At 58.4% G+C, this 24718-nt stretch carries 17 protein-coding genes; 16 read left to right on the forward strand and 1 reads right to left on the reverse strand.

Going from position 1 to position 24718, the window contains the following annotated elements:
• Positions 1–12 precede the first annotated feature (12 nt).
• From ABSG47_RS01335 to ABSG47_RS01410, 16 genes are read left to right on the forward strand one after another with little or no spacing between them, the layout of a single operon-like run.
• The gene (locus ABSG47_RS01335) at positions 13–720 is read left to right on the forward strand and encodes a hypothetical protein (RefSeq protein ID WP_424165370.1); all 708 of its coding nucleotides are present in this window, start codon (positions 13–15) and stop codon (positions 718–720) included.
• A complete protein-coding gene (locus ABSG47_RS01340; RefSeq protein ID WP_424165372.1) occupies positions 717–1421 on the forward strand; it encodes a hypothetical protein in 705 nt (234 codons plus the stop codon). Before ABSG47_RS01335 ends, ABSG47_RS01340 begins: the two co-directional genes overlap by 4 nt.
• Entirely contained in the window at positions 1418–2677 is a 1260-nt protein-coding gene (locus ABSG47_RS01345; RefSeq protein WP_424165374.1) for a Pvc16 family protein, read from the forward strand. Before ABSG47_RS01340 ends, ABSG47_RS01345 begins: the two co-directional genes overlap by 4 nt.
• Positions 2674–4611, forward strand: coding sequence for an ATP-binding protein (locus ABSG47_RS01350; protein ID WP_424165377.1), 1938 nt, complete (start codon positions 2674–2676; stop codon positions 4609–4611). The genes ABSG47_RS01345 and ABSG47_RS01350 overlap by 4 nt, the downstream gene beginning before the upstream one ends.
• The gene (locus ABSG47_RS01355) at positions 4608–4862 is read left to right on the forward strand and encodes a hypothetical protein (protein ID WP_424165379.1); all 255 of its coding nucleotides are present in this window, start codon (positions 4608–4610) and stop codon (positions 4860–4862) included. Before ABSG47_RS01350 ends, ABSG47_RS01355 begins: the two co-directional genes overlap by 4 nt.
• Positions 4859–7444 carry an eCIS core domain-containing protein gene (locus ABSG47_RS01360; protein WP_424165382.1) on the forward strand — a complete coding sequence of 862 codons (2586 nt, stop codon included), beginning with the start codon at positions 4859–4861 and terminating at the stop codon, positions 7442–7444. Before ABSG47_RS01355 ends, ABSG47_RS01360 begins: the two co-directional genes overlap by 4 nt.
• A gap of 30 nt (positions 7445–7474) precedes the next feature.
• The gene (locus ABSG47_RS01365; protein WP_424165384.1) at positions 7475–8140 is read left to right on the forward strand and encodes a hypothetical protein; all 666 of its coding nucleotides are present in this window, start codon (positions 7475–7477) and stop codon (positions 8138–8140) included.
• Positions 8137–8520 carry a LysM peptidoglycan-binding domain-containing protein gene (locus ABSG47_RS01370; RefSeq protein WP_424165387.1) on the forward strand — a complete coding sequence of 128 codons (384 nt, stop codon included), beginning with the start codon at positions 8137–8139 and terminating at the stop codon, positions 8518–8520. Before ABSG47_RS01365 ends, ABSG47_RS01370 begins: the two co-directional genes overlap by 4 nt.
• Positions 8513–9670, forward strand: a complete 1158-nt coding sequence (locus ABSG47_RS01375) for a hypothetical protein (RefSeq protein WP_424165390.1) — start codon at positions 8513–8515, stop codon at positions 9668–9670. The genes ABSG47_RS01370 and ABSG47_RS01375 overlap by 8 nt, the downstream gene beginning before the upstream one ends.
• Before the next feature lie 10 nt (positions 9671–9680).
• On the forward strand, positions 9681–10220 hold the full coding sequence (locus tag ABSG47_RS01380) for a phage baseplate assembly protein V (RefSeq protein WP_424165393.1): 540 nt from the start codon (positions 9681–9683) through the stop codon (positions 10218–10220).
• Entirely contained in the window at positions 10220–10543 is a 324-nt protein-coding gene (locus ABSG47_RS01385) for a hypothetical protein (RefSeq protein ID WP_424165395.1), read from the forward strand. The genes ABSG47_RS01380 and ABSG47_RS01385 overlap by 1 nt, the downstream gene beginning before the upstream one ends.
• Positions 10544–10554: 11 nt before the next feature.
• The gene (locus tag ABSG47_RS01390) at positions 10555–10932 is read left to right on the forward strand and encodes a GPW/gp25 family protein (RefSeq protein ID WP_424165397.1); all 378 of its coding nucleotides are present in this window, start codon (positions 10555–10557) and stop codon (positions 10930–10932) included.
• A gap of 2 nt (positions 10933–10934) precedes the next feature.
• A complete protein-coding gene (locus ABSG47_RS01395) occupies positions 10935–14261 on the forward strand; it encodes a putative baseplate assembly protein (RefSeq protein ID WP_424165400.1) in 3327 nt (1108 codons plus the stop codon).
• Positions 14258–17284, forward strand: coding sequence for a putative baseplate assembly protein (locus ABSG47_RS01400; protein WP_424165402.1), 3027 nt, complete (start codon positions 14258–14260; stop codon positions 17282–17284). Before ABSG47_RS01395 ends, ABSG47_RS01400 begins: the two co-directional genes overlap by 4 nt.
• Entirely contained in the window at positions 17281–19461 is a 2181-nt protein-coding gene (locus ABSG47_RS01405; protein ID WP_424165404.1) for a hypothetical protein, read from the forward strand. Before ABSG47_RS01400 ends, ABSG47_RS01405 begins: the two co-directional genes overlap by 4 nt.
• 13 nt (positions 19462–19474) lie before the next feature.
• On the forward strand, positions 19475–23287 hold the full coding sequence (locus tag ABSG47_RS01410) for a DUF6519 domain-containing protein (RefSeq protein ID WP_424165407.1): 3813 nt from the start codon (positions 19475–19477) through the stop codon (positions 23285–23287).
• A gap of 52 nt (positions 23288–23339) precedes the next feature.
• On the opposite strand, the gene ABSG47_RS01415 is transcribed toward ABSG47_RS01410, so the two are convergent.
• On the reverse strand, positions 23340–24644 hold the full coding sequence (locus ABSG47_RS01415) for a family 8 glycosyl hydrolase (protein WP_424165409.1): 1305 nt from the start codon (positions 24642–24644) through the stop codon (positions 23340–23342).
• Positions 24645–24718 lie beyond the last annotated feature (74 nt).

The raw sequence follows: 24718 nt of genomic DNA on the forward strand, positions 1-24718 counted from the left end.
AAAGAAGGCTGAATGAGAACGCTCTCCAATCTCGACTTCCTCGAACTTTGGGAGCGCGGAGCGGTGTTGCATCCGCTGGACCGCGCGCTGGTCGCCATTTCCATGGCGTTGCCCGGCGAGGGCTACGACACACTGGCCGCGTGGCCGCTGGGCAGGCGCAATGCTGCGCTGAGCCAGTTGCGCCGTGCCAGCTTTGGCCAAATGCTCGCGGGCTGGGTTGCCTGCCCGCAGTGCGGCGAGCGTCTGGAGTTTTCCCTGGACACTGAGAAGTTGCGCAGCGATGCGCAGGACATTGCGGGAGAGATTGTCATCGATGGACGAAGGTTTCGTCCGCTTAACAGCAGAGACCTTGCAGGAATTGTGAACGAGAGGAATGAACAGACTGCTGCGCTGAAGCTGTTGCGTGAGTGCTGTCTCGATGGCGGCGACTTTGGCTGTGGCGAATTTTCAGCAGAAGAGATCGATGCGATCAGCATACGGCTGGAGGAGGCTGATCCGCTTGCGGAGACGCTGCTGGAACTGCAATGCGCGGAGTGCGGCCATGGCTGGAGTGAGCCGCTGGACATGGCTGAGTGGCTGTGGACAGAGATTGGAGCGCGTGCGCGCCGTCTGCTGCTGGATGTTCATACACTGGCCGCCGCGTATGGCTGGTCAGAGGCTGAAGTCCTCTCGTTGAGCGACCAGCGGCGAGGGCTGTACATGGAGATGGTGCGGGCATGAGCAGCTATCTACATCGCATGGCGGCGAACGCGTTGTCGCGCGAACGCTCGATTCATCCAATCCTTGGCTCGCTCTGGGCTCAGCAGCGCAGCGCGGATTCATTCGAGGCATCGGGTGAGACGCTCGTACCGGGCACAAAGCAGCAACGCGCACAGAATGCAAAGCAAACGCAGACTCCGATCCAGCCACCGAGTAAACCTCAATTTTTGGTCCCGCCTGCGCGCATGGAATCGCTGCATGTTGAGAGAGAGCCGCGCCCGGCTGAGCGGGGTTCTGAAATGATGCCGCAGGTCAGAGCAGAAGCTGCGATGTCGATACATTCTTCATCGGAGACCGGGCAGGTTCATGCGATCAGCGCGCTTTCACGCGCGGCATCTCAGGCTGAAAGCGATAGCGGATTGCGGATGGCACAATCAGAGCCGCAGCAACGGAGTTTCAAACCGCTTGTGCCGGTGTCTTTAGAGTGGGCAAGCGGACTGCAAAGCGTCGGAGCGCCAGAGGTGCCAGCTCCGCGTGTTGATTCCCTTCGGCGTCAGACATTCGCGCAATCCGCGCAAGAGCCGGATGCCATTGAGATTCACATTGGCCGCATTGAGGTTCTTGCCGCGCAGCCGCAACCGGTACAGCGTCCACCGGCACAGCCTGTGCGCAAATCGCTTGACCTGGGCGAGTATCTTCGACGCGGCGGGAGGACCCGATGAGCAGCGCGCTGGCTCTCTCCGCCGTTACTTCTGTGCTGCAGACGAGCCTGGGGCTTGTCTACAACAGCTCCGCGCTGGGAACAATTACCGTTTCGGCAATAGCGCCCGATGTCGTTGAGACGAAGTATGGAATTGGACCCGACTCCGGGCCACTGGTGAATCTCTTTCTGCATCAGGTGACGCCGAACGCCGCATGGCGCAACATTGATTTCCCTTCCTTGGCCGCGGACGGATCCACGAGGCTCAAGAATCCGCCGCTGGCTTTGGACTTGCACTATCTGCTTACGGCGTATGCTTCGGAGGATACCGAGGCAGAGGCGCTGCTGGGATACGCGATTCTCATGCTGCATGAGAATCCAATTCTGCCGCGTGCATTGATCACGAGCATGCTCGGCAAGCTTTCTTCAAGCACGTATAACGATGCGCTGCAGGCTGCCGGGGTGGATGCACAGATTGAAATGATCAAGCTGTCGCCGGCGACACTGGGCCGCGAGGAGATGGCGTGGCTGTGGACGGCGCTGAAAGCGGATTATCGGCCGACATTTCCGTTTCAGGCTTCAGTTGTACTGATGCGGAACGACAATCCGGCGGCCTTTTCGCTGCCTGTGCTGACGCGCAATATCGTGGTGCAGCCGGGCGTTTCAGCGCAGCTCTTTGGCCTGCAGCCGCCCAATGATCAATCCCCCGCGCTGGTGGGAGACACGGTTCAAGTCAATGGCTCGGCGCTGAGCACGGCGAGCCAGATTTCGATCGCCAACCCGACGACGCACGTTACGTATCTGTTCGCGCCGGCTATCGGCAGCGCTCAGGACACGAGCGTGAGCTTTCAGGTGCCGGAGGATCCTGCGAATTTGCCTTCAGGCGTTTGCGAGTTGAGCCTGATCTTTAAGGATTCCAGCGGGAATGTCACGCAGCATACCAGCAATGTGGTGCTTGGCATTGGCTTGAAGATTGCAGCAGCGCCCGTGCCGTCTGCTGCAGCCAGCGGCGGAGGCACGCTTGTTGCCCTCGGCTGTGATCCGCAGGTGCGGTCTGGCCAGAATGTCTATCTGGTTCTCAGTTCGCAGACAAATAGCAATATGCAGGTCGTTGTCGCGCAGCCCTTCACCGCGCAGACGGCCTCGCTCAGCTTCCAGTTCGCACCTGCGCTGGCAGCGGATACATACGCCGCGCAACTGCAGGTGGATGGAGTGCTTGCGCCTGTCGCCTCTAACTGGAAATTCACGCCTCCTGGCACACTGACGGTGCTGCCATGAGTGCGACCGCAACAACTCCGATGACATCGAGCGCGGCCGGCAGCGAGCAGTCGTGGGCCGAAGCGAATCAGGCATATCTTGTGGCAGAGTTTGCCCGGCTGCGAAGGCAAGTGGATGGCGGCTCACAGGGCTCACAGATCGAGAACAGTGAAAGCAGCTTCGCGATAGAGCCTGCGCCGGCAATCGACCGGCTTGCAGAGATATTTGGTTTAACGGCCTTTGAGCGAGATCTGCTTCTGCTCTGTGCGGGGGTAGAAATGGATTCCGCGCTCGCGGCCCAGTGTGCGGAAGCGCATGGTGGGCAGCATAGATGCGCGTTGACCTTCGGCCTGGCACTGGCCTCGCTTGCGGAACCGCACTGGAGCGCGCTTACGCCCTCGGGTCCGCTGCGGCGCTTTCGTCTCATTCATCTCGATGCAACGCATGGACTGACGGCTGCGCCGATTCGCATTGAGGAACGTGTGTTGCATTTTCTTGCGGGAATCAACCAGCTCGATTCACGGCTTGCGTCGATTCTCACGCTTGCAAAGATGCCGGATGCGGCAGCGCAGGCACACCAATTGCTTGCGGTAAGGCTTGTGCCGATGTTTGCGGCCACAGCGGCGCAGTCACAAGTGCTGCATCTCAGCGGAGACGATCCGGATGGCCAGCAGGATGTGGCCACACTTGCCGCATACGTTGCGCGCCGTCCTCTCTACATCCTTCGCGCGGAAGATATTCCGGCGGATGCGTCTGCGCTTGATCTGCTGATAGATTTGTGGACGCGGGAGGTTGCACTGCTGAGTGCGGTTCTGTTGATTGAGGCGGGCACAGCAGAGTTTACGGCATTCGCAAAACGCTTCCTCGACAGAGTCCCTGGAGATATTTTTCTAGCAAGCCGCGATCCTCTGCTGCTGAACCGTAGCGCTGCCCGGTATGAAGTGAACAAGCCGCGCCCGGCAGAGCAGAAGCGGCTCTGGCAGGAGTCGATTGGACCGGAGGCAGAAAGCCTTGATGGATTGCTTGATCGCCTGGCAGGCCAGTTCTGTCTGAGTGCGCGCACCATTCAAGCCACTGGCGCAAAGGTGCGCGAGCATGCGCCGTATGAGTTGTGGAACGCATGCCGCTCGCTATCCCGCCCGCGGCTTGAGGATATGGCGCAGCGTATTGTTCCCACTGCGGAGTGGAGCGACCTAATTCTGCCGGAACCGCAAATACTGGCGTTGCGGCAGCTTACTGCGCAGGTTCGCTGTCGCGTCAAGGTAAACGAGACGTGGGGCTTTGCAGCCAAAGGACGGCGTGGTCTTGGCGCCAGCGCGCTCTTTGCCGGCGAAAGCGGCACAGGCAAAACTCTTGCGGCTGAAGTGTTGGCCCACGATCTTGGGCTTGATCTCTACAGGATCGATCTCTCCGCCGTGGTGAGCAAGTACATCGGCGAAACGGAGAAGAATCTGCGGCAGGTTTTTGATGCAGCGGAAGAGGGCGGCGTGTTGTTGCTCTTCGACGAAGCGGATGCGCTCTTTGGCAAGCGCAGCGACGTGAAAGACAGTCGCGACCGCTACGCGAACATGGAGGTCGGTTATCTTCTACAGCGCATGGAGGCGTATCAGGGGCTGGCGATTCTAACCACCAATCTCAAGTCGTCGCTGGATCGCGCATTCCAGCGCCGGTTGCGCTTTGTGATCGAGTTTCCATTTCCGGACGTGACGCAGCGCGAGGCTATCTGGCGCTGTGTGTTTCCCGCCGAAACGCCAACGCAAGGCATTGACGCGGCTGCGCTGGCACAGCTCAAACTGCCGGGCGGCAGCATTCGTAATATCGCGTTCAATGCCGCATTTCTTGCTGCGGATGCCAATGAGCCAGTGGGCATGGCGCATCTTCTCCAGGCAGCACGGCTGGAGGCGCAGAAAACGGATCGCCCGCTTTCGGAAGTAGAAGTCAGGGGGTGGAAATGAGCCGCATCCGCATTACCATCGATCGGCTGGCTCTCCAGGGATTTGACCCCGCGGAGCGCGCCGCGCTTGTGGAGGGACTGAAAGGCGAACTTGCGCGTGCGCTGGCAGACCCTGCGGCGCATGCCGCGCTCAAATCGCGTCGTACGCCGGTCTTGCGGCTTGGAAACCTTGAGCGCAACTCTGGCCCTTCAGGCAGCAGGACCTTTGGGACGAAGATTGCCCGTGCAATTCAAAGGAGCGTGAAGCCATGAGCCAGAGAATGCTGGCGCACAAGCCGTCGAACGTTTCTGCTGTGACGCATGGCGCGTCCTCGGGATTGAAGGTGAACCGGCCAGGTGACACATTTGAGCAGGAGGCGGATCGCGTAGCTGCTGTCATAGCATCGGGCGGCCGGATTCCTGCGTGGTCTATTGGGCGGGTAGGAATGAGCTCCACCGCAAGCACGGTGCAGCGTGACGGTCCGGATGCTTCGAGTCCACAACAGTATCCAAAGCCTGACAATTACGGCGACGCAGCAAAGAAGGCTGCGGAAGCCTTTATGAAGACCGACGCAGGTAAGAAGCTGGAACAAGCTGCGAAAGACGATCCGCTGGTGAAGGGCGCTTCGGACTTTGTCGGCACGCTTCCAGGCAAGATCATTGTGGGCGCGGCCGCTACGGCAACAGTGGCGGCGCTGGCCGCCGAGCACAAGCCCCTGCCCTTGCAGCTTCCCGCCATTCCCTTGAGTCCGATCAGCCCGAAGCTCAAGGACATGAGTGTAAAGGTGGATTATGAGGGTCCCGTGGATAAGCCGACCAAGGCAATGCTGACCTTCAGCTATACCCCGGGTGCCGACAAAAAGAAGAAGAAGGACGATACTTCCGCCAGGCTCAAGTCGGAGACTCAGGCGCTGCGGGCAAGCATGGATATGTTCCGCCCCAAGAATGATTCCGCGCATCAGGATGATTCCGTGCATGAGGTGGCGGCTGCGGAAAAAAGCCGTTTCGCGCCGTATGCAAAACCTCCCGCGCATGCGCCTGCACAGCAGACGCCGCTCGACAAGAAGCTGGATCTGAAACCCGCTGAGGCCGCGCCGCCGATAGCAAACGACAAGGATAAGAAGGACGAGGCGCCGTTGCAGCGCAAGGCAAGCGGGAGTGAGGGTGTGTTGCAGCGCAAGTGCTCCTGCGGCGGCTCCGCGGAAGCGGACGGCCAGTGCGAGGAGTGCAAAGCGAACAAGCAGGTGCAGCGGAATTCCACGGATGCGGGACCAGCCTCAGCGCCGTCTTCTGTCGAGAGCGTTCTGCACTCCTCTGGTGTTCCACTCGATCGCAGCGACCGCTCTTTCTTTGAATCGCGCTTCGGCCTGGACTTCAGCAAGGTGCGAATCCATACTGGCGCGCAGGCAGCGTCTTCCGCCAGAGATGTGGCGGCAAAGGCGTACACGGTGAGAGACAGGATCGTCTTTGACAGCGGCCAGTACTCACCTCACACGCAGGAAGGGCGCAGGCTCCTCGCTCACGAACTCACCCATGTCGTGCAGCAAATGGGAGGATCTAATGCTGCACAGGCTCCAAAAGCTCCACGCGCTGTCCAGCGAAAAGTGGTCCGCAACAAGGCTGAAATGGAGGCAAAGGACCGTGCCGCCTTTCTTAAATCGCACAAATGGATTAACCCCGCGCTCGCGTCACAAATCATGGAAGAGATGGCGGCTGCCGGCGACACATTCGACTTTGCCGATGATAACGAGCTTCAGACCGAAATCGTGAAACGCCTCTCTACCGTGCGCCACATGAAGGAATCGCAAGAAGGCGACAAAGTATCCGGAAACTTGCGTCTCGCCTTCGGATATCCTTTTAATTCCGGCACCGAGGTCTATGGTCCGCGCGTCAACTTCGCCGCCAGGGACTATTGGACTCCCGCCCTATCGGACAACTATGCAGCGCGGACTGACAAAGCAAGGGTCAATCAGGCGGTCAATACTGATCGTTCCACTCGGCACACCATCTTCGGCGATCAGCCGCTCGAAAAGTACTTCTGGAAGCTGTCAGACAAGGGCAAAGCAGATCCATACACCGCTATCAAGTTGCTCTTCGAGCCACAGGACGAAGTGCAGAAGCGCACCCTCATTCACTGCGACTATCTGATCTCTCTCGTAAACCTCCTCTCACTGGCGGACTCCATCGGAAAGGATAAATTCATCAAGCGCATAGCCACTTTCGGCATCGACAAAATCGTGCTGAATAAGGACACTTTCTGGGATATGCACCTCGAGACTGACCTGAGAGACCAGGCAGGAGAAGCCCTGGAGAAAAAAACACCGGGACTGAAGAGCACGCAGCGCGTCACGCCTACATCTCCGAACGATCTCGTCATCGGCGATCACGTTGTCTTCCACAACCATTCTGCATTTGACTTGCTCAATGAATCCGGCAACCCATGGCGCCTGGAGAATGCTGTCTACGTCTCGCGTGATGACAAGGGCATCAACACCTATCTCGGACACGGCTCCGGACCTGAAACCGAGAGCGACATGAGGAAGAAACTCTCCGAAGAGTTCAACAAGCTTGTAGACATAGCGCAACCCATTGTCAACCGGGCAGCATCGTGGAACCTTGTGATTCGACAAGTGGCGCAAGACGAACTCTTTCGTCGCTTTAACACCGTCATGATCGACGACGACGCGGTTGTCACCGGCAAATTCCATGACATCACGTGCCGGACAAACGTCAACTTCAAGCTTCACCACATTGGCCCCGATGAGGTAGTCGGCCTGCACGACCCGTGTAACTCCTCGGCGATGTGGCCTGTCGAGCGCCCGATTGAATCGGCGCCAGGAAAAGCGACGCCGTAATACGCATTTGAAAACAAAGAGGCATGGCCAATGGCTACCACATCCCCAATCTCGCCGCGATTAGTCAAAGGCGGCATCGTCACGATGGACCCCGACACCGCGGCGGTGCAGAGCGTGATTGCGTTGCAGTACAACCCGGACTCGCTCTCACGCACGCTGCAGATTCAGGCGGTACAGGGTGGGCAGGACGGCGTGCGCGTGGACGCGCTGCGCTTGCGTGGGCCGGCGATCGAAACCATCAAAGTGGAGGCGGAGCTCGATGCCACCGATCAGCTTGAGTTTCCAACGCAGTTTCCAAATGCAGCGCAATACGGACTGCAGCCGCAGTTGGCGCAGCTCGAGATGCTCGTCAATCCGACTGTGGAGACGCTCAATGCGGATAATGCGATGGCCAATGCGGGCACGTTGGAGATCATTCCGCTGGAGCAGCCGCTCACGCTTTTCGTCTGGAGCAGCAGCCGCGTGGTGCCCGTGCGCCTGACGGATTTCTCCATTACAGAAGAAGCCTTCGACACATCGCTGAATCCGATTCGCGCCAAGGTGAGCCTGGGCATGCGCGTACTGAATGTCGATGATCTCGGCTTCGATCATCCCGGCGGCCACATCTTCATGACTTACCTGAGCAACAAGGAGCAACTGGCTGCAAAGGCGGGCAGCGCAGCACTCACAGTTCTCGGACTCGGAGGCATTCCATGAGTTCTCCCCTTACTGCGTTTCTTCAGCTTGGACTTGTTCCACCGGTGAGCTTTCCAACGGACAGCCGCTACTACAGTTATTCCACGCTCACCTACACCACGCCGCCTAGCCAATCGGGTCCAGGCCAGAGCGTGACTTATCTTGCGCGGCGCATTGTTCCGCAGCCGGGCACGCCGAACTACGCCACCGTAGCGCAGCACACCGTGGTGCAGGGAGACAGGCTTGACCTTATTGCGGCGAAATATCTCGGCGATCCGCTGCTCTTCTGGCTACTCTGTGACGCCAATGGAGCGCTGCGCCCGGAAGATCTGATTGCCACGCCCGGAACGACGATTGCCATCACCATGCCGCAGGGTGTGCCTGGAGGGACGAGTGTCTAGTGCCACTCTGAGCAGCGTTCAGCTTTCGCTACTGATGGGGCCTATTGCGCCCTCTCCAGTGTCGAGCGACATCATAGAGTCGCTGGCTTCGGCTGAGGTGCATATTGATGACGTTGGCCAGAGCGGCTTTCAGCTTGTCTTCAGCATCAACAAGCAGTCGTCACTACAGACGCTTTTCATTCTCTCGGGCGCAGTTCCGTTGCTGTTTATGCGCGTGGTGCTGGTGGCCACGGTCAACGGCACGGCAAATGTGCTGATCGATGGTGTGATCACCAACAACCAGCTTGCTCCCGGCGACAAAGGATCGAACTCCACGCTAACCATTACTGGCAAAGATCTGACCGCGTTGATGGATCAATCGGACTGGAGCGGCTTTCCGTATCCCGCGTGCCCGCCAGAGGCGCGCGTAGCCATCATCTGCGCCAAATACTCCATGTTCGGTGTGATTCCGTTCATCATCCCCAGCATCATGATCGACGTGCAGTTGCCCATTGAGCAGATTCCTGTGCACCAGGGTACCGATTATCAATACGCGCGTCAGCTTGCGTCGGATGTGGGCTATGTCTTCTACATCGATCCTGGCCCGGCCCCAGGCATGAGCAAAGCTTACTGGGGGCCACAGATCAAAGTGGGGCCTGTTCAGCCGGCGCTGAGTATCGACATGGATGCTTACACGAATGTCGAGAGCATGAGCTTCACCTTTGATCAGGAGAGGAACAAGATACCGCTGCTCTACATCTACAACCAGGAGACAGGCGTCAGTATTCCAATTCCAATTCCACCGATTACGTCTCTGAATCCACCGCTCGGAGCCATCATGGGGTTGCCTACGAATCTTCTTCCACCGGACCTGAAGCCCTGGCGCGATGACGTGCCCAAGCTGCCGATTCCACAGGCCATTATGCAGGGTCTCGCACAGGCCGCGGAAAACGCCGAAGGCGTAACGTGCGAGGGGTCGCTGGATGTGACGCGCTATGGCGGTGTGTTGAAGGCGCGGCAACTCGTGGGTGTGCGCGGTGCGGGTCCTGCATTTGATGGCCTGTACTACGTGAAGAGCGTTACGCACAAGATCAAGCGCGGTGAATACAAGCAGAGCTTTACCCTGACACGCAACGGCCTTGTCTCCACTGTCACTAACGTCAACGTATGAGGAATCGCGCATGAGCCCGGACCCAGCACAGAAGAAGCGCTACTACGGCAAGTACCGCGGTCTTGTGATCGATAATCTCGATCCGCTGCAGACCGGCCGTATCATGGCGCAGGTTGCTGCGCTGGCCGGAGAAACCCCTTCCACGTGGGCTCTGCCGTGCGTGCCTGCCGCAGGTATTCAGTCGGGCGTCTTCCTCGTGCCGCCCATCGGTTCGCAGGTGTGGATCGAGTTCGAGCAGGGCGATCCCGACTATCCGATATGGACCGGAGGCTTCTGGGGCACGGCTGCTGATGTTCCAGTTTTCGCCACTGCGCCGCCGGCGATTCCACCAGGGCAGAACATCGTTCTGCAAACCACAGGCCAGAACATGATTCTCATCAGCGATGCCGCGCCCACACCGGTAACCGGCGGCATCATTCTTAAATCCACCGCCGGAGCCATGCTCGTGGTCAATGACACGGGCATTTACATCAGCAACGGCCAGGGAGCGATGATCACGCTTATTGGCCCAACCACCGATGTGAACATCGGCGCACTGACGGTGATTTGATGCCGGCACCCGTACTACATCAGGGAGCCACGGTGCTTTGCTCGCATGGTGGGCAGGCGATGCCCACTGTGCCAGACCCGCGCGTGATGGTGAGTGGAATGCCCGCGGCTACGCTATCGGCGCCATGGGTTGTCGTCGGATGTCCGTTTCCGCCGCCGCCCGCAGGTAACGGTCCATGCGTAACAGCGCAGTGGGTAATGGGCGCGGTGCGGGTTACATCGCTGGGCCAGCCGCTGCTCATCATGACTGGCGTGGCTATCTGCGTGCCCACAGGGACACCGCTAATGCCTGTCGTAGCGCAAACGCGAGTGATTGCAACGTAAGAGAGGCCGCTATGAGCACGATGAACATTGCGTTTCCTTATCAATTCGACGGACGCGGTCGCACGCAGGATGCGGCGATTGCGGATTACGTCAACCAGCTTGTTGAGCAGGTGTTGTTCACCTCGCCCGGCGAGCGCGTGAATCTGCCGGACTTCGGCAGCGGTCTGCTCCAGCTTCCCTTCGCGCCCAACAGCATGGAGATGGCGGCAGCTACGCAATTCTCCGTGCAGGGAGCGCTGCAGAAGTGGCTGGGCAGCTACATCAAGGTGAAATCAGTGGTTGCATCCGCGCAGGAGTCCACGCTCACCGTTACCGTTTCGTATGCGCTGCTGTCGAGCGATGTGACACAGGTGCAGACCTTCGTATATGGAGGCCCGACGGGGAGCTAGTGATGATCTACGCCTGCTGCAACACAAACCGCAAAGCCGCCGTGCTGGGCAATCCCACGCTCAACGGTCTGGACTTTCTTGAGGTCCTTGATCTTGAAGCCATCCCATTGGGCCTGCCGCGCCAGCAGACACTGGTGCTGCATTGCCTGAAGGCTGTGCCGACCACCATCACAACAGACAATATCCTGATCACCGGCGGCGAAAGCATTACCGGCATCACGGCGGCATGGGTTGCAACGCCTTCCACACTGCTCAACCCGTTGCCATTCACACCACCCGTTCCGCTAACTGCCGAGGCAACGGCTTACTTCACCAGCCTGCAGGATGCAGCAAACGTTCTTATCGTGGGCACAAGTGAAGCCGGAGATTTTTCCACTTACACGCTGCAGCTCGTAAACGACGCAAGCACGGCATCGCAAGACACATTCGATCTTTCTGCTGCGCTGGCCGGCTTCGATCCGCAGCTTACAGAGCTGTGTTTCTCCTTCAAGATAGAGTGCGGACCGAACTTTGAATGTCAGCCGCAGACGGACTGCCCACCTGATCTGCCCACGCCTCCGTCCATCAACTACCTGGCCAAGGATTACGGCAGCTTCCGCACCATTCTGCTGGACCGCATGAATCAGCTCTTGCCCAACTGGGGCGCAACGAGTGAAGCTGACTTCGGCATTGCTCTTGCGGAGCTGGTCGCATACGTCGGTGACCGGCTGAGCTACTTTCAGGATGCGGTGGCTACCGAGGCATACATCGAGACCGCGCGCCGTCGCGTTTCGCTGCGCCGTCACGCGCTGCTGGTGGACTATCACGTTCACGACGGCTGCAATGCGCGTGCATGGATTGCGGTCAGCGTGAATGCGAACCCCAACACGCCGGTCTTCCTCGATCGCACGTTGACCCGCTTCTATACCTTTGCGCCGGGAATGCCAAGTTCACTTGCAGTGGGCGCAAACAATGAAGAAGCCGCGCTGATCGCCGGTGTGCAGGTCTTTGAGCCTCTCAGCGATGCGCTGCTCTTTGCCGAAAACGCGACGATGAACTTCTACACCTGGGGCGATAGCAACTGTTGCCTGCCAACCGGCGCCACAGAGGCCACGCTCATAGGAACATTCGGCAACCTGGAACCGGGCGATGTACTGATCTTCGAAGAGGTGAAAGGTCCGCTCACTGGCAATCCTGCCGATGCTGATATTCGCCACCGCTGCGCAGTGCGCCTCACTGCCGTGCTGGCGAAAGACGGCAGCGGCAATCCTCTTGTCGATCCGCTTTTCGACGTCAAAGGTATTGCTATCACCAGCGCTGCGCAGACGCCACAACCCATTACCGAGATTCAATGGATGCCGGAAGACGCACTGCCATTTTCAATCTGCATCTCCTCGACGTACCTCGATGAGGATTCCGATGATCAGACTGTGACCAACGTCAGCATTGTTCTCGGCAACATCGTTCTCGCAGACCACGGCCTCACACTCACAGACAAATGCCTCGGGTCCGTTCCGGCTCCATCTATCTACTATCCCAACACCTCGGATCGCTGTACGCCTGCCGCTGTCACACCAATTCCCGCGCGGTACAATCCACCAGTTCCCGATAGTCCGCTGACACAGGCCATTCCAGTGGCTGTTGTGGCATTGGCAGGAACGGGAAATCCGGTGACAACAAGCCCGGTGCCGCTGTCGGGCACGAGCATTCCGCTCCCCAACGCAAGCGGCTTTATCGCGCTGACGCTTGAGACCACGAATCCCGGGTCGTGGCCTGCGCTCTTCGGCGTCTTGGTCAAGCCAAATACCGGCATTCCAACCAACATCGATCTCTCTGTGGTCTACAATCCGCCCGGAGGAGCAGCGGGCTTCAATAAGCAGATCACGGTAGAGAGCTTCATGGATCTTTCGCTTTCATCAGCCGATCCTGCTTATGTTGTTACAAAGGTCAACGCTGCATCTCAGTTCATCCGCCTCACAGCTCCAACCAGCGCGCCTGCCCCTGTAGGGTTTCCGGCAGCACCAACCATGCTTTCCGCCACTGGCTCAGTCAACCTGCAGGACACCAGCGCCACTCCGGTAACGTATCTGACCGTGCAGCCCACGGCGCCGGATGCATGGCTCGGGCTCTTCGCCGTAACAGCCCAGCCCAATGCAAACCCCGCGTACTTCGATCTCGACATCATCTACAATCCTGCTGCCGCAATCGGCGTTACTCTGCCCGTTCCAGTGGAGCAGTTCACGAATCTCTTGTCTGCCACTGCGGCAGATGAGATTGATTCAGAATCTGCGCTGGTGCTGGTGCAGAGCTTTGCGCAATCGCTCGATTCTTCCTTGTCGGCCTCTGAACTGCTGAATCTCAATCCATCTAACGCTATTCCGGCGATTTCACTCTCCGGCACGCTGAATAGCGTGACGCAAACCTGGACGCCTGAGCAAGATCTGCTCTCAAGCGGCTCCGCCGACACCAACTTTGTTGTGGAAGTCGAATCGAATTTGAGTGCGACGCTGCGCTTTGGCGACGACACAAACGGTAAACTTCCTGCGACAAACACAGTCTTCACAGCCACGTATCGCATCGGCAACGGCGCAGCCGGTAATGTAGGCGCCGAGAGCCTGAAGAATCTGGCAGCGGGTGATGCGCGCATCGCGGGCTGCACAAATCCGTTACCAGCAAGCGGAGGAACCGATCCGGAAACTGCGGATCAAATTCGCCGCCGTGCGCCGCAGGCATTCTTCACGCAGGAGCGCGCTATAACCATGCCCGATTACGAGGCAGCAGCGGAGTCAAACCCGCTCGTCGAGCAGGCAGTTGCTTCACTTCGCTGGACGGGAAGCTGGTACACAGTCTTCATCGCAGCCGAGCCCCAAACCAGTGGCCAGACAAACGGCCAGCAGACCGGCGGACAGTTAGCCACGGCGCAGATCAAGAGCGTTACCTCTACCGTCAATGCACTGCGCCTTGCTGGAGAAGATCTGCAACTCGATGGTCCGCAGTATGTCTCGCTTCAAATCACTCTGGAAGTCTGCGTCGATCCCGACTACTTTATGCGCGACGTTGAAACCGCGCTCTCGACTGTGTTCGGTAGCCAGCAGGGCGGTTTCTTTAACGCGGGTAATTTCACCTTCGGCCAGGCCGTATACCTCAGCCCCATCTATGCGGCGGCGCGCGCAGTGCCCGGAGTAAACGCGGTCACGGCCACCACATTTCAGATGCAGGGAGTGAACGACACCTCTTATCTGCAATCAGGAGAGATCGATCTTGGCCCGTTGCAGATTGCGCGGCTTGAGAATAATCCGAGCTTTCCGAGCCACGGCCAGCTCAGCTTTGTAATGGAGGGCGGAAAATGAGTTGCACTTGCTCTTCCGGTTCTACCTGCGGCTGCTGCGCAGGCACAAGCATCCAGACTCCGCAGTTGATCACGAATACGCAGGGACAACCGGCAATATCGTATCGCACGGGCACGTGGGCCACGTTCAAGGAATCCATGCTCGCGCGGCTCTCGTCTGCCGCTTATCCCGCGTTAGCCTCTTTAAAGACGCGCGACGACGATGACTTCACGATTGCATTTCTCGATGCCTCTGCGGTAATGCTCGATATTCTCTCCTTCTATCAGGAGCGGCTGGTCAATGAGAGCTATCTCCGCACCGCGCAGCAGCTACAATCGCTCACCTCGTTGTCGCAGCTCATCGGCTATCAACCCGCGCCGGGGATCTCTGCCTCGGTATATCTCGCATTTACGTTGAAGACAACTCCTGGAACCCCCAGCGATCCGACTGCGCCTCCAATCACCATTCCCACTGCCACGCAGGTGCAGAGCGTTCCAGGACAAGGACAGACACCGCAGACCTTTGAGACTTCAGCGCCGATTCCTGCAAAGGCCGACTGGAATGCGCTCCCCGTACTTACCGCGTTGCCGTGGACACCCAGCTCTGCGAATGGCATGTATCTTGCGGGAACGGCCACGCAATTGAATCCCGGCGACATGATTCTGATGCTCGGCGCACGCGCTACGAACTCCTCCAGCAGCGACTGGGTGGTGCTGTCTCTCACCACGGTCAAAACCGATACGGCAAACAGCCGCACCTGGATAGCGTGGTCCGACCCGCAGCCCTCGGCCACTTCGCTGACCTCGACGAGCCCGCTGCTCTATGCGTTCCGCCAGCGCGCAGCGCTCTTTGGCTACAACGCCATTGATCCAAACATTCTCGACAAAACCAACCTCACTTTGCCTACCAGCGACTTTGGCAGCGATGGCGACTGGGCAGGTCTAAATCCCTCTTCGACGATCGATCTTGACTCATCTTACTCAAAGATTGCTATCGGCAGTTGGGTGGCGTTGATGCAGCAGACAACTTCCGCCTCGTCGAGCCTATCGAGCGAGCTAAGCGAGTTGTCATCCAGTGGCGTGAAGTTTGAGACGGCCCGCATCTCCAGGGAAAAAGTGAACACCGGCCTGAGTCACGGAGTCACTGAAAAACATTTACCGCCAGAGAGAGCATCAACAACAACCGTCACCACCAGTGTCGATCTTTACCAGGCACAAACGATCACGCCAGTATCGCGCAGCAACTTTGGCATGAGTGCCAAGATCACGCGCGTCACCCCGGACACAACAACTGACCTGAGCAATTACAACGCGCGTACAGCAATGGTCTTCGCGCAGACAGATCAGCTCACTCCCACGCTGCAGCCGCTTGACCACCCGCTCTACGGAACGCTGATTGATATTCAGGCGCTGCAGCCTGATCTGATCGGAGCCACGGTTATAGCCATCAGCGGCACGGCGCAGAAGATCGCGTTGAATGCGGGTGTCGCAAATCTTCACTTTGTTCCGGATGACGAATCTACGCCAGTCGGCCTCAACCCCGGCGATACCTTCACACTCATCGCGCCGCCGCCGCTGCCCTTCAGTTCGGATGGTTCGGTTCCTTCATGGTCAGGATCTACCTATGCTCTGACACTCAAGGTCACAGATGCCAGCGGGCGCACCGGCACTTTACAAGGAACGAGCGCTTCAGTGCCGCTGTATCTCAGTTACTTCTCCCTTGTCGCGCAAGCGTCCAGCGATCCTGAAATCTCCGAGTGCGCTCTGATATCGCAGGCTGTCGGCGTCACTGCAACCAATAGCTCCACTCCAAATACTCAGTTCCAGCTGCAAAACCCATTGCTCAACTGCTACTGCCGGTCGACAGCCACGGTAAACGCAAACGTAGCGCTCGCTACCGCGGGGGCCACTGTCAGTCAGATCATGGGCAACGGCAGCGCTGCAACGCCGAACCAGAGCTTCACGCTACGCCAAAAGCCTCTTACCTATGTGCAGGCCGATACGCCAAACGGCTACCAGAGCACACTCACCGTTCGCGCCAACGGCGTGGCATGGACTGAAGCTCCAAGCCTCTATGAGCAAGCTGCCACTGCACAGGTCTTCACCATCCAGAACCAGTCGGATGGAACGAGCGATGTTTTGTTCGGTGACGGTGTGGAAGGCGCAACCTTGCCAACCGGCCAGAACAATATCATCGCAACATATCGCACTGGTTCGGGCTCGGCCGGAAACGTCGCCAGTGACGCAATCACCACTCTCATGCAGCGTCCACTTGGCGTAAGCGGAGTCACCAATCCGCAAGCGGCTACAGGCGGCGCTGATCCGCAGTCCATTGATGACGTGCGCTCCAATGCTCCCCAGACCGTGCTCACGCTTGGCCGCGCTGTCTCCATTGCGGACTACCAGAACTTTGCGTCTATCTTTGCGGGTATCGCGAAAGCGTATGCAATCTGGATTCCCAGCGGCAATGCACGTGGTGTGTTCCTCACCGTTGCCGCCAACGGTGGCACGGCGCTCGATTCCAGCAATCCCACGCTTGAGAATCTGATTTCCTCGTTGCAGAGCTATGGCAATCCGCTGATCCCCATTTCCGTGCAGTCCTTCATTGAGACACTTTTTGGTTTCTCAGCGAACGTAATGTACGACCCCGGCTACGTTCAGCCGACCGTTGAAACGCAGATTCGCCAGATGCTCGTCAGCACGTACTCATTTGCGAATCGCACCTTCGGCCAGGGCATCTCCACCGATGAAATTGCCGCAGACATTCAAGGCGTTGCCGGCGTAATTGCCGTAAATGTCACGAATCTTTCAGTGATTGCCAGCAGTGAAGGCGGCGACCTCGCGAATCTCTTCGGAGGCTTTACCGTCTCCAATTGGAACAGCTGGATGTCGCAGCAGGTAACGGTGCCGCGGCCATTCTCAGATATGTCGACGCGCATCTGCCCCTATCTGCCAGTCGCCAACGCGCAGGCACTTCCGCTGCCTGCCGAGATTCTGGTCCTCGATCCCGATCCGAAATCCGTTGTCCTGGGAGTGATGTCATGAGCACACCGGTGCTTCAGCAGCGCCAGACACTTTTTTATCTTCTGCCCGCGCTTTATCGTTTGCGCGACGCGCAGCTTGCCGCATCTGCCGGCGCGGAGATGGGGCCGCTGCAGTCACTCCTTTCTGTAGTGGAAGAGCAGATCGCCGTCCTCGAAGAGAACATCAACCAGCTCTACGATGATCAGTTCATTGAAACCTGTGCTCCGTGGGTGGTTCCTTATATCGGAGATCTCATCGGCTATCAATCGATCCACGGAATCGCATCGTCAGTAGACAGCCCGCGCGCGGAGGTCGCTTCCACCATCGGCTTCCGCCGCCGCAAGGGCACAGTACCGGTTATGGAGCAGCTTGCGCGCGATGTCACAAGCTGGGGCGCGCATGCCGTTGAGTTCTTTCAGGTCATGGCCACAACGCAGTGTATTCGCAACCATACGCGACTGTACAACTACTACGCACCGGACCTGCGCCGCTGGCAGCCGCGGGAATACATCGATACAGGCTTCGACAAAACCGCACATAAAGCGGACGTGCGCCGCATCGCTGTGGAGCGCGGCCGCTACAACGTGCAGAACATCGGCATCTTCCTCTGGTCGCTGAATGCATACTCGCTTACGCAGGTTCCACTCACTCCGGTTTCCGGAAATACGCAGTGCTTCCGCTTCAGCACTCTCGGCGCAGACGCGCCGCTTTTCAACAATCCGATCGAGATGGCATCTGAGACGACCACACTCGCCGCGCCAGAGAATGTACCCAACTACCTGAGCCGTCACGTCCTCTGCAAAGACATCACTCAAATTCAAGTGAACTCGACCGCGCCTGTGTATTACGGCCCGGGGCTGAGCCTTGCCGTGTACCGCAATGGCTCTCTGCAGGATCCCGCGCGCATTCAGGCCACAAACCTCTCCGGCACAGACGGCTCATGGATTAATGTACCGACGAGCGGCAACACAATTGCGGTCGATCCTGAGCTGGGCCGCGTGGCTATCGCGCCGGCCTCCGGTTCTGGTACTGCGACTGACAAGCTCAGCGCTACCTGGTATTACGGTTTCAATGCAGCCATTGGCGGCGGCGAATATCCACGCTCCGCTACCTTCCTGGCTTCTCCGGATCAGGCCATCGTCCACGTGCCCGGTGATTACGCCACCATCCATGAAGCGCTGGCCGCTCTCTCCGGAGACGGTGTTGTAGAGATCAGCAACTCCGCGATCTACCCCGAGCCAAACGGCCTCAACATCAACGTCCGTGCCAATGGCCACATTGAGTTGCGTGCTGCGGACGAGTCCCGGCCCACACTGCTGCTTGGCGGCGAAATTTCCATCACCGGCGCCTCAAGTAATGGCGTTGCGGAATCCGCCTTCGACATGAACGGGTTGCTTATTGCGTACGCACCGGCCTCTGGCGCGACCACGCCGTCGTCCCTGGTTCACGTGCCTGCTGCAAACGCGCTAGCTAGCCTCAGCATCACACATTGCACCATTGTTCCCGGCTGGGCCCTCCAATCCAATGATGAGCCACAGACTACGTATGCAGGGTTGCCATCGGTTCTAATCGAACCCTCCGGCGTTGCAGTACAGATCAATCAATCCATCCTTGGTCCGCTATGGCTCAACGGCCAATCCACAGCTTCGTTGACAGACTCGATCCAGGATGCGACAGATCCCACGATGGTGGCCTGCGTTGCGGGCATCGATTCGACGACGAAGCGTCCCATTCCCTCCGGCGCGCTTACCATGCAGGGCTGCACCGTGATCGGCAAAGTTTACGCATCGTTACTGAGCTTGGTGAGCGACTGCATCTTCTGGGCGGAGCTAACTGAGGCAGATGTATCCGCCACGCCACCACTATGGAACGCATCGCTCTGGGCAGCCCGACAACAACAGGGCTGTGTGCGCTTCAGCTTTGTGCCTGCGGGAGCCATCTTGCCGCGCAATTACGAATGCGTGGAGCAGGCCCCCGGCGGACCCGCGCCCATGTTTTATTCGCTCCGCTATGGCCACCCAGCTTACGCCAAGCTGCTGCCAACCACAGACCCAGCCATCCGCCAGGGAGCCGATGACGCGGGCGAGATGGGAGCATTTCATTTTCTCCTCGCGCCGTTACGTGATGCAGACCTCCGCATCCGCCTCCAGGAGTACATGCCTGTAGGCCTCGAGTTCGGGATCTTCTACCAAAGTTGAAAGGAAGCACGTCATGAGTTTCGATATCAGCCGCTCTACTTTCCGTCCCCGCAAGAACTTTCTCGGCGTTGTGATGCAGCAGGGCCGTGTCCAGTTGGACTCGGACTGGAATGAGTGGCAATCGGAGTTCTCTCGCCGCATTCAGGCCGGCACGCTGGACACCGTGGGCCGCGCTGTTTTTTCCGCATCCACGCCAAATGCCTTCAAGATCACAGCAGGCACAGATGCAAGCGGCAATTCAACTCTCACGATTGGTGCAGGCCGTTACTACGTCGATGGCCTGCTCGCGGAAAATCATGGTCCCGAGGCGCAGGCCGCATGGGACAGCGCGCTGGCCGAGCTTTCCGGCGCACCGGCGTACTCCACAACCACAGCGGCCACTAACTTTGCCCAGCAGCCGTTTCTGCCCGGTGCCGCGCTCCCAGCGGGCAACGGCCCATTCCTCGCATACCTAGACGTATGGCAGCGCGATGTGACGTACCTTGAAGACCCTGACCTCATCGATAAGGCCATCAACATAGATACGACAGGCCGTCTGCAAACCGTATGGCAGGTAAAGCTCCTCGATCTCTCAAACCTTGGAACCACACCTGACTGTTCAACCGACGTTCCTGCCTTCGACGCCCTTGAACAGCCGCCAGCGGCTAGGCTTACGAATGGCCTCGTGCCCAATGCCAGCTCAGGTCCATGCTGCCTTGCGCCAAATACCAGTTACACAGGACAGGAAAATCAACTCTATCGTGTGGAGATTCACCAGGCCGGCGCAGCTGCCGCCGCGCCCGCAGGGGGATTTATCTGGCCGCTGCCAGCAAATACGCCCACCTTCAAATGGTCGCGCGACAACGCCTCGGTAGAGACCAGTGTTTCCGCCATTGCGGCTGTCTCTACAGCTTCGGGATCGGTCAGCCAGCTGACTGTCGCCAGTCTTGGCCGCGATCAGGTGCTCGGCTTCAGCGTGAACAACTGGATCGAGATCACTGACGATGCGTACGAACTGAACAACCAGCCGGGAGAGTTCTACCAGATAGCAACGCAGCCCTCCGCCGCACGCGCCGTCACACTGAACGGTGCTGTTTCCTCTCACTTTCCGCTTACCGGCGGCCAGACCAGTCCAAAACTCCACACGCTTATCCGTCGCTGGGATCAGTCCGGAAAGGTCTACTCCACAGATTCATCGGGCAACACCACGCTCTGGATCGATCTGAATGCGCCGGGCAGCACCGGCCAGATTCCCGTTCCGCCCGCGGGCACAATGCTGGTCCTTGAGAACGGCATCACAGTCTCCTTCGACCTCAATCCTGAGCCGACTTCTGCAAACCCCACAGTCTTCCGTATTGGAGACTACTGGCTCTTTGCCGCGCGCACTGCCGACGGCTCCGTTGAGCAGATCACTTCAGCGCCGCCGCTCGGCATCCATCATCACTATGCGCAGCTTTCCATCGTGACGTTTCCCAGCACTACATCCGACTGCCGCATCGAGTGGCCGCCTTCGCAGTCCGGCTGCGACTGCTGCTGCACAATTACGCTCTCTCCGTCGGACCTCACCGGCAACACGACGCTGCAGTCCATTCTCGATCAGCATCAGAATCAGTCCACACCGACAATCATCTGCCTGGAGGCGGGAACTTACAGCTTGCCTGCCCCACTGCGTCTTACTTCGGCATACCAGAACATCACGATTGAAGCCTGTCAGCCCGGCTCGGTGAATATTCAGGCTCTCCAGGGCAACGAATCCAATTTTTCCGACGGCCTCATTGTCCTCGATCAATCGAGCTCCATTAAGTTCACGGGGCTCAATTTTCTGGTGCCGGTGACAAACTATTCCGCAACCACCTTCGCAGGACAGGCCCTCTCATCACTCGACTCTTCAGTCGCCTCCATGGTACAGAATCTCTTCGTCTCCATCGGCATCCGGGGCGTTAGCGGAACTACAATCTCCATCACTCAATGCGCCTTTGAACTGGGTTACTCAGCGGAAGGAAAAGGCACGCAATACTCCTCGCTCTTTGCGGCAGCCATCTTCCTGAACGGACAAAGCTCCGGCCTGACAATCGACAACAATGAGTTCGTCGCCAGAACCATCGATCGACCATCTTCCGATGTCTTCACAACCGGCGTGTTGCTCGCCTCCACCGTCTCCTTCGGTGTTCCAACCACCATATTTGTAGATCAATCCGCGGCTGAGCGAAATCTCATCAACGAGGTACCGAAACTCAAAGCCCGTGCCGAGACAGAAGCCGCACAAGCCCCGGCTAAGACAGAAGCTCAGGCTCCAGCCAAAACAGAAACCCCAACAGAAGCGCAGCTTGCGGCGAATGCGCCCACACTGAATCTCGGCATCACAGGCGAGCGGCCCGTTCTCGGCGAAATAGGACTGCAAAACATCGGCGGCCAACTCCAGAACATCTTCAGCTTCGGTAACACCTCTCAAGCCACGCTTGCCTCGCAGGGAGGAACCGTACTTGCGGCTACGCTCGACACCTCCAGGCTCCGCAACAACACCTTCGCCCGCCTCACGGCAGCCGCCCTATTGTTAGGCGAGCCGGGAAGCCTTGATGCTATCGGCAATACCACCACGAGCTGCCGTGCGGGTATCTGGATCGTCTCGTCTGCACTGACGCAGCAACTTCTAACCGATCCTCAGAACCTTGCGCTGCTCGGCGCAACGGTGGCGTTGGGTTACCCTCTGCCGCAGAATGATACGTCCACCCCCACTACCGTTGTTGCAGCGCCAGCCTCCACATACATCTACACCGGAACCAGTAATTACACCGACTCGCAAGGCAATGTCTGGCTGCCGGATGCCTCCGCATCGAACGTCACCGTAAGCGGTGGCGCTCTTGCGCATCCCATTCCCCTGCCCAACGTGACCGGCACCAGTGATCCCGCGCTGTATCAGTCCGAGCGTTATGGCAACTCCTTTACCTATACATTCAATAGCCTTCCCTCGGGCTACTACTCGCTGACGCTCAAATTTGCCGAGATCTTTTACGTCGACAATCAGAGCAACAAAGGTGTTCGCGTCTTCGACGTCACCGTCAATGGCGCGCCGGTTCTCAACGACTTCGACATCGTCGCCGATGCGGGCGAAGCCTTGGAGGCCGATGACCAGACGTTCTCCGGCATAGTGCCGAACGGCGCTGGTCAAATCGTCGTGCAGTTCACTGGAACAACCGTTGGCTCCGACCAGAATGCCAAAATCTCCGCCGCATCCCTTAGCCCGCTCTGGACCGGAGTTCCATATCTAGGCTCCGGCAATGAAAGCGGCTCGGTGAGCTTCTTCGATCAACTTGCGCAGCTCGCCATGCAGGGATACGCGAATCTCGGATTTTCCCAGCCGCAGCTTCGCGTGCAGAATAACGAGTTGCACGGCCTCACCGCGCCGGGTCTGCTGATCTTCGAAAGCGACAGCATCGTGAACGACAACTCGGGTTCGCTCGTGATGACTGCCAATCGCATCGAGGGAGAAATCGTGGCGAACAGCACCTTCGCCAATATCGACGGAGCTCAAGGAGCCGAGACCAATCTGAACCGTGAGGCGGTTTCTGTCATCGGCTACTTCCCGAGCATGTACTACTACCTGGTCATCGTTGTTTCCGTGAGCCGCGCTGTTGTTTCAGCAAACCTGGTCACCAATGGCAACTTCACAGACGGCTTTGGACCAAGCCTCTATCTCAACGACGACCTGGTGCAGCAGGCCGTCATCTCCGTGATGAGTAATACTCTTTCCGGCAGGCTTTTGGTCGTGCCCGGACGCAACATCAACGACTCAACCCTGGACGCCTACGCGCAGTCGTGGAACTTCCTGAACACCATCGTGGTCTAAGCAAACGAGCCCATCCCTGCGGCTTACGATCGCCACAGGGACGGGCTTTCACTTACTTCGGTCCCCACACGCGGAACTCGCCGCCCAGGTGCATCAGGCTCATCATGTAGAGCATTCCGTCGTAATAGCGGCTCTGCCCGCTTGGCACCGGTGTCTCCCACAACGCCTTCACAAATCGCTTCGCGCGCTCCTGGTCTGTCGCCGCCAGCCCCGCAACTGCGTTTGTTCCCACCAGGCCCGCCGGATGATCTTCATGCGTGAGCCCCGGCGTTGAGCCCAGGTCCTTGCCGTCCAGCGTATACACCGGCCCATATTTGTCGATACCCTGAGACTCGAAAAATGCCTGAATGCGGTCGCTCAGCTCGCGCTCCGCGGGCGCTTTGCCCCACCACGACCAGTCCACAGACCAGTTGCTCGCCGTGCGCCATGCGTCATAGCCAAACTTGTCTGATTGCACAAACCCCGACTTCACCGCAGTGCCATCAAAGTTCGCATACGCCGGAGCTAACCCTGTTTTCGGGTCCGTAGTCTTTACAAAGAAATCCCGGCTCGTCTGCGCAGCCTTCGTCCAGAAGTCGTGGTCTTCCTTCGGTCCCCACAGCGCCCACAACTCATAAAATGCGGGCAGATGATACGAAGGGTCCGTGAACGGATGCGGCGTCTTGTCCGCCACAAACAGGATCATCGGCGGATCGTCATGCATCATCGGTCCCACCGTATGCGCTACAGTCTTGCCTCGCCACTGAATCTCTCCAGTGATTTCCGGCCGATGCACCATCGCCGTCAGAATCTTCTCTGCTTCGGCCTGGTAGTCATAGATTCCCTTGCCATTGCCCCAGCGGTTAGCCGCAAACAACAGCGCCATCGCGAAATAGGATTCCCCATCCGGCGCTGCGCCCTCCGAGTTGTGCGTTCCGTCAGTCTTGCAGCTCCAGGCAAAGTACTGGTAGCTCGGCGCCTTGGGGTCACTGATATACATATACGTCTTAGCCCAGTTCCAGATGCCGTCAAACTCGGCCTTCTTGTTGAGCTGGACGGTAATCATCATCCCGTACGACATGCCTTCAGTCCGCACATCGTGGTTGGCCCAGTCCGTCACATACATCAGCGGGCCATTCTCATTTTTGCCCGCGGCAAAGGCAATGGCCTGCGTCTGCGGATCACCATGAAAGAGCTGCTGAAAAGTAGCTTCGATCTTCTCGTGAGCAGCCCGCTTGGAGTATCCGGCTTCCACCAGCAGATTGCGATATTTACCGGTCGTATAAGCGCCCGCGCTATCCGCAGGCTGCTTCTGCGCGGCAACCCCCACGCATGAGATCAATGCGAAAAACAGCGCTGCGCCAACTCTGGGCTTCATCTCGTTTTATCCCCGTGAAAAGCGATTTACTGATTCAGTATTCGCAAGGAGAGTATCGCGGTTTTGCAGCCGCT

The sequence above is a fragment of the Occallatibacter sp. genome, from assembly GCF_049510455.1.
Classification (GTDB): domain Bacteria; phylum Acidobacteriota; class Terriglobia; order Terriglobales; family Acidobacteriaceae; genus Telmatobacter.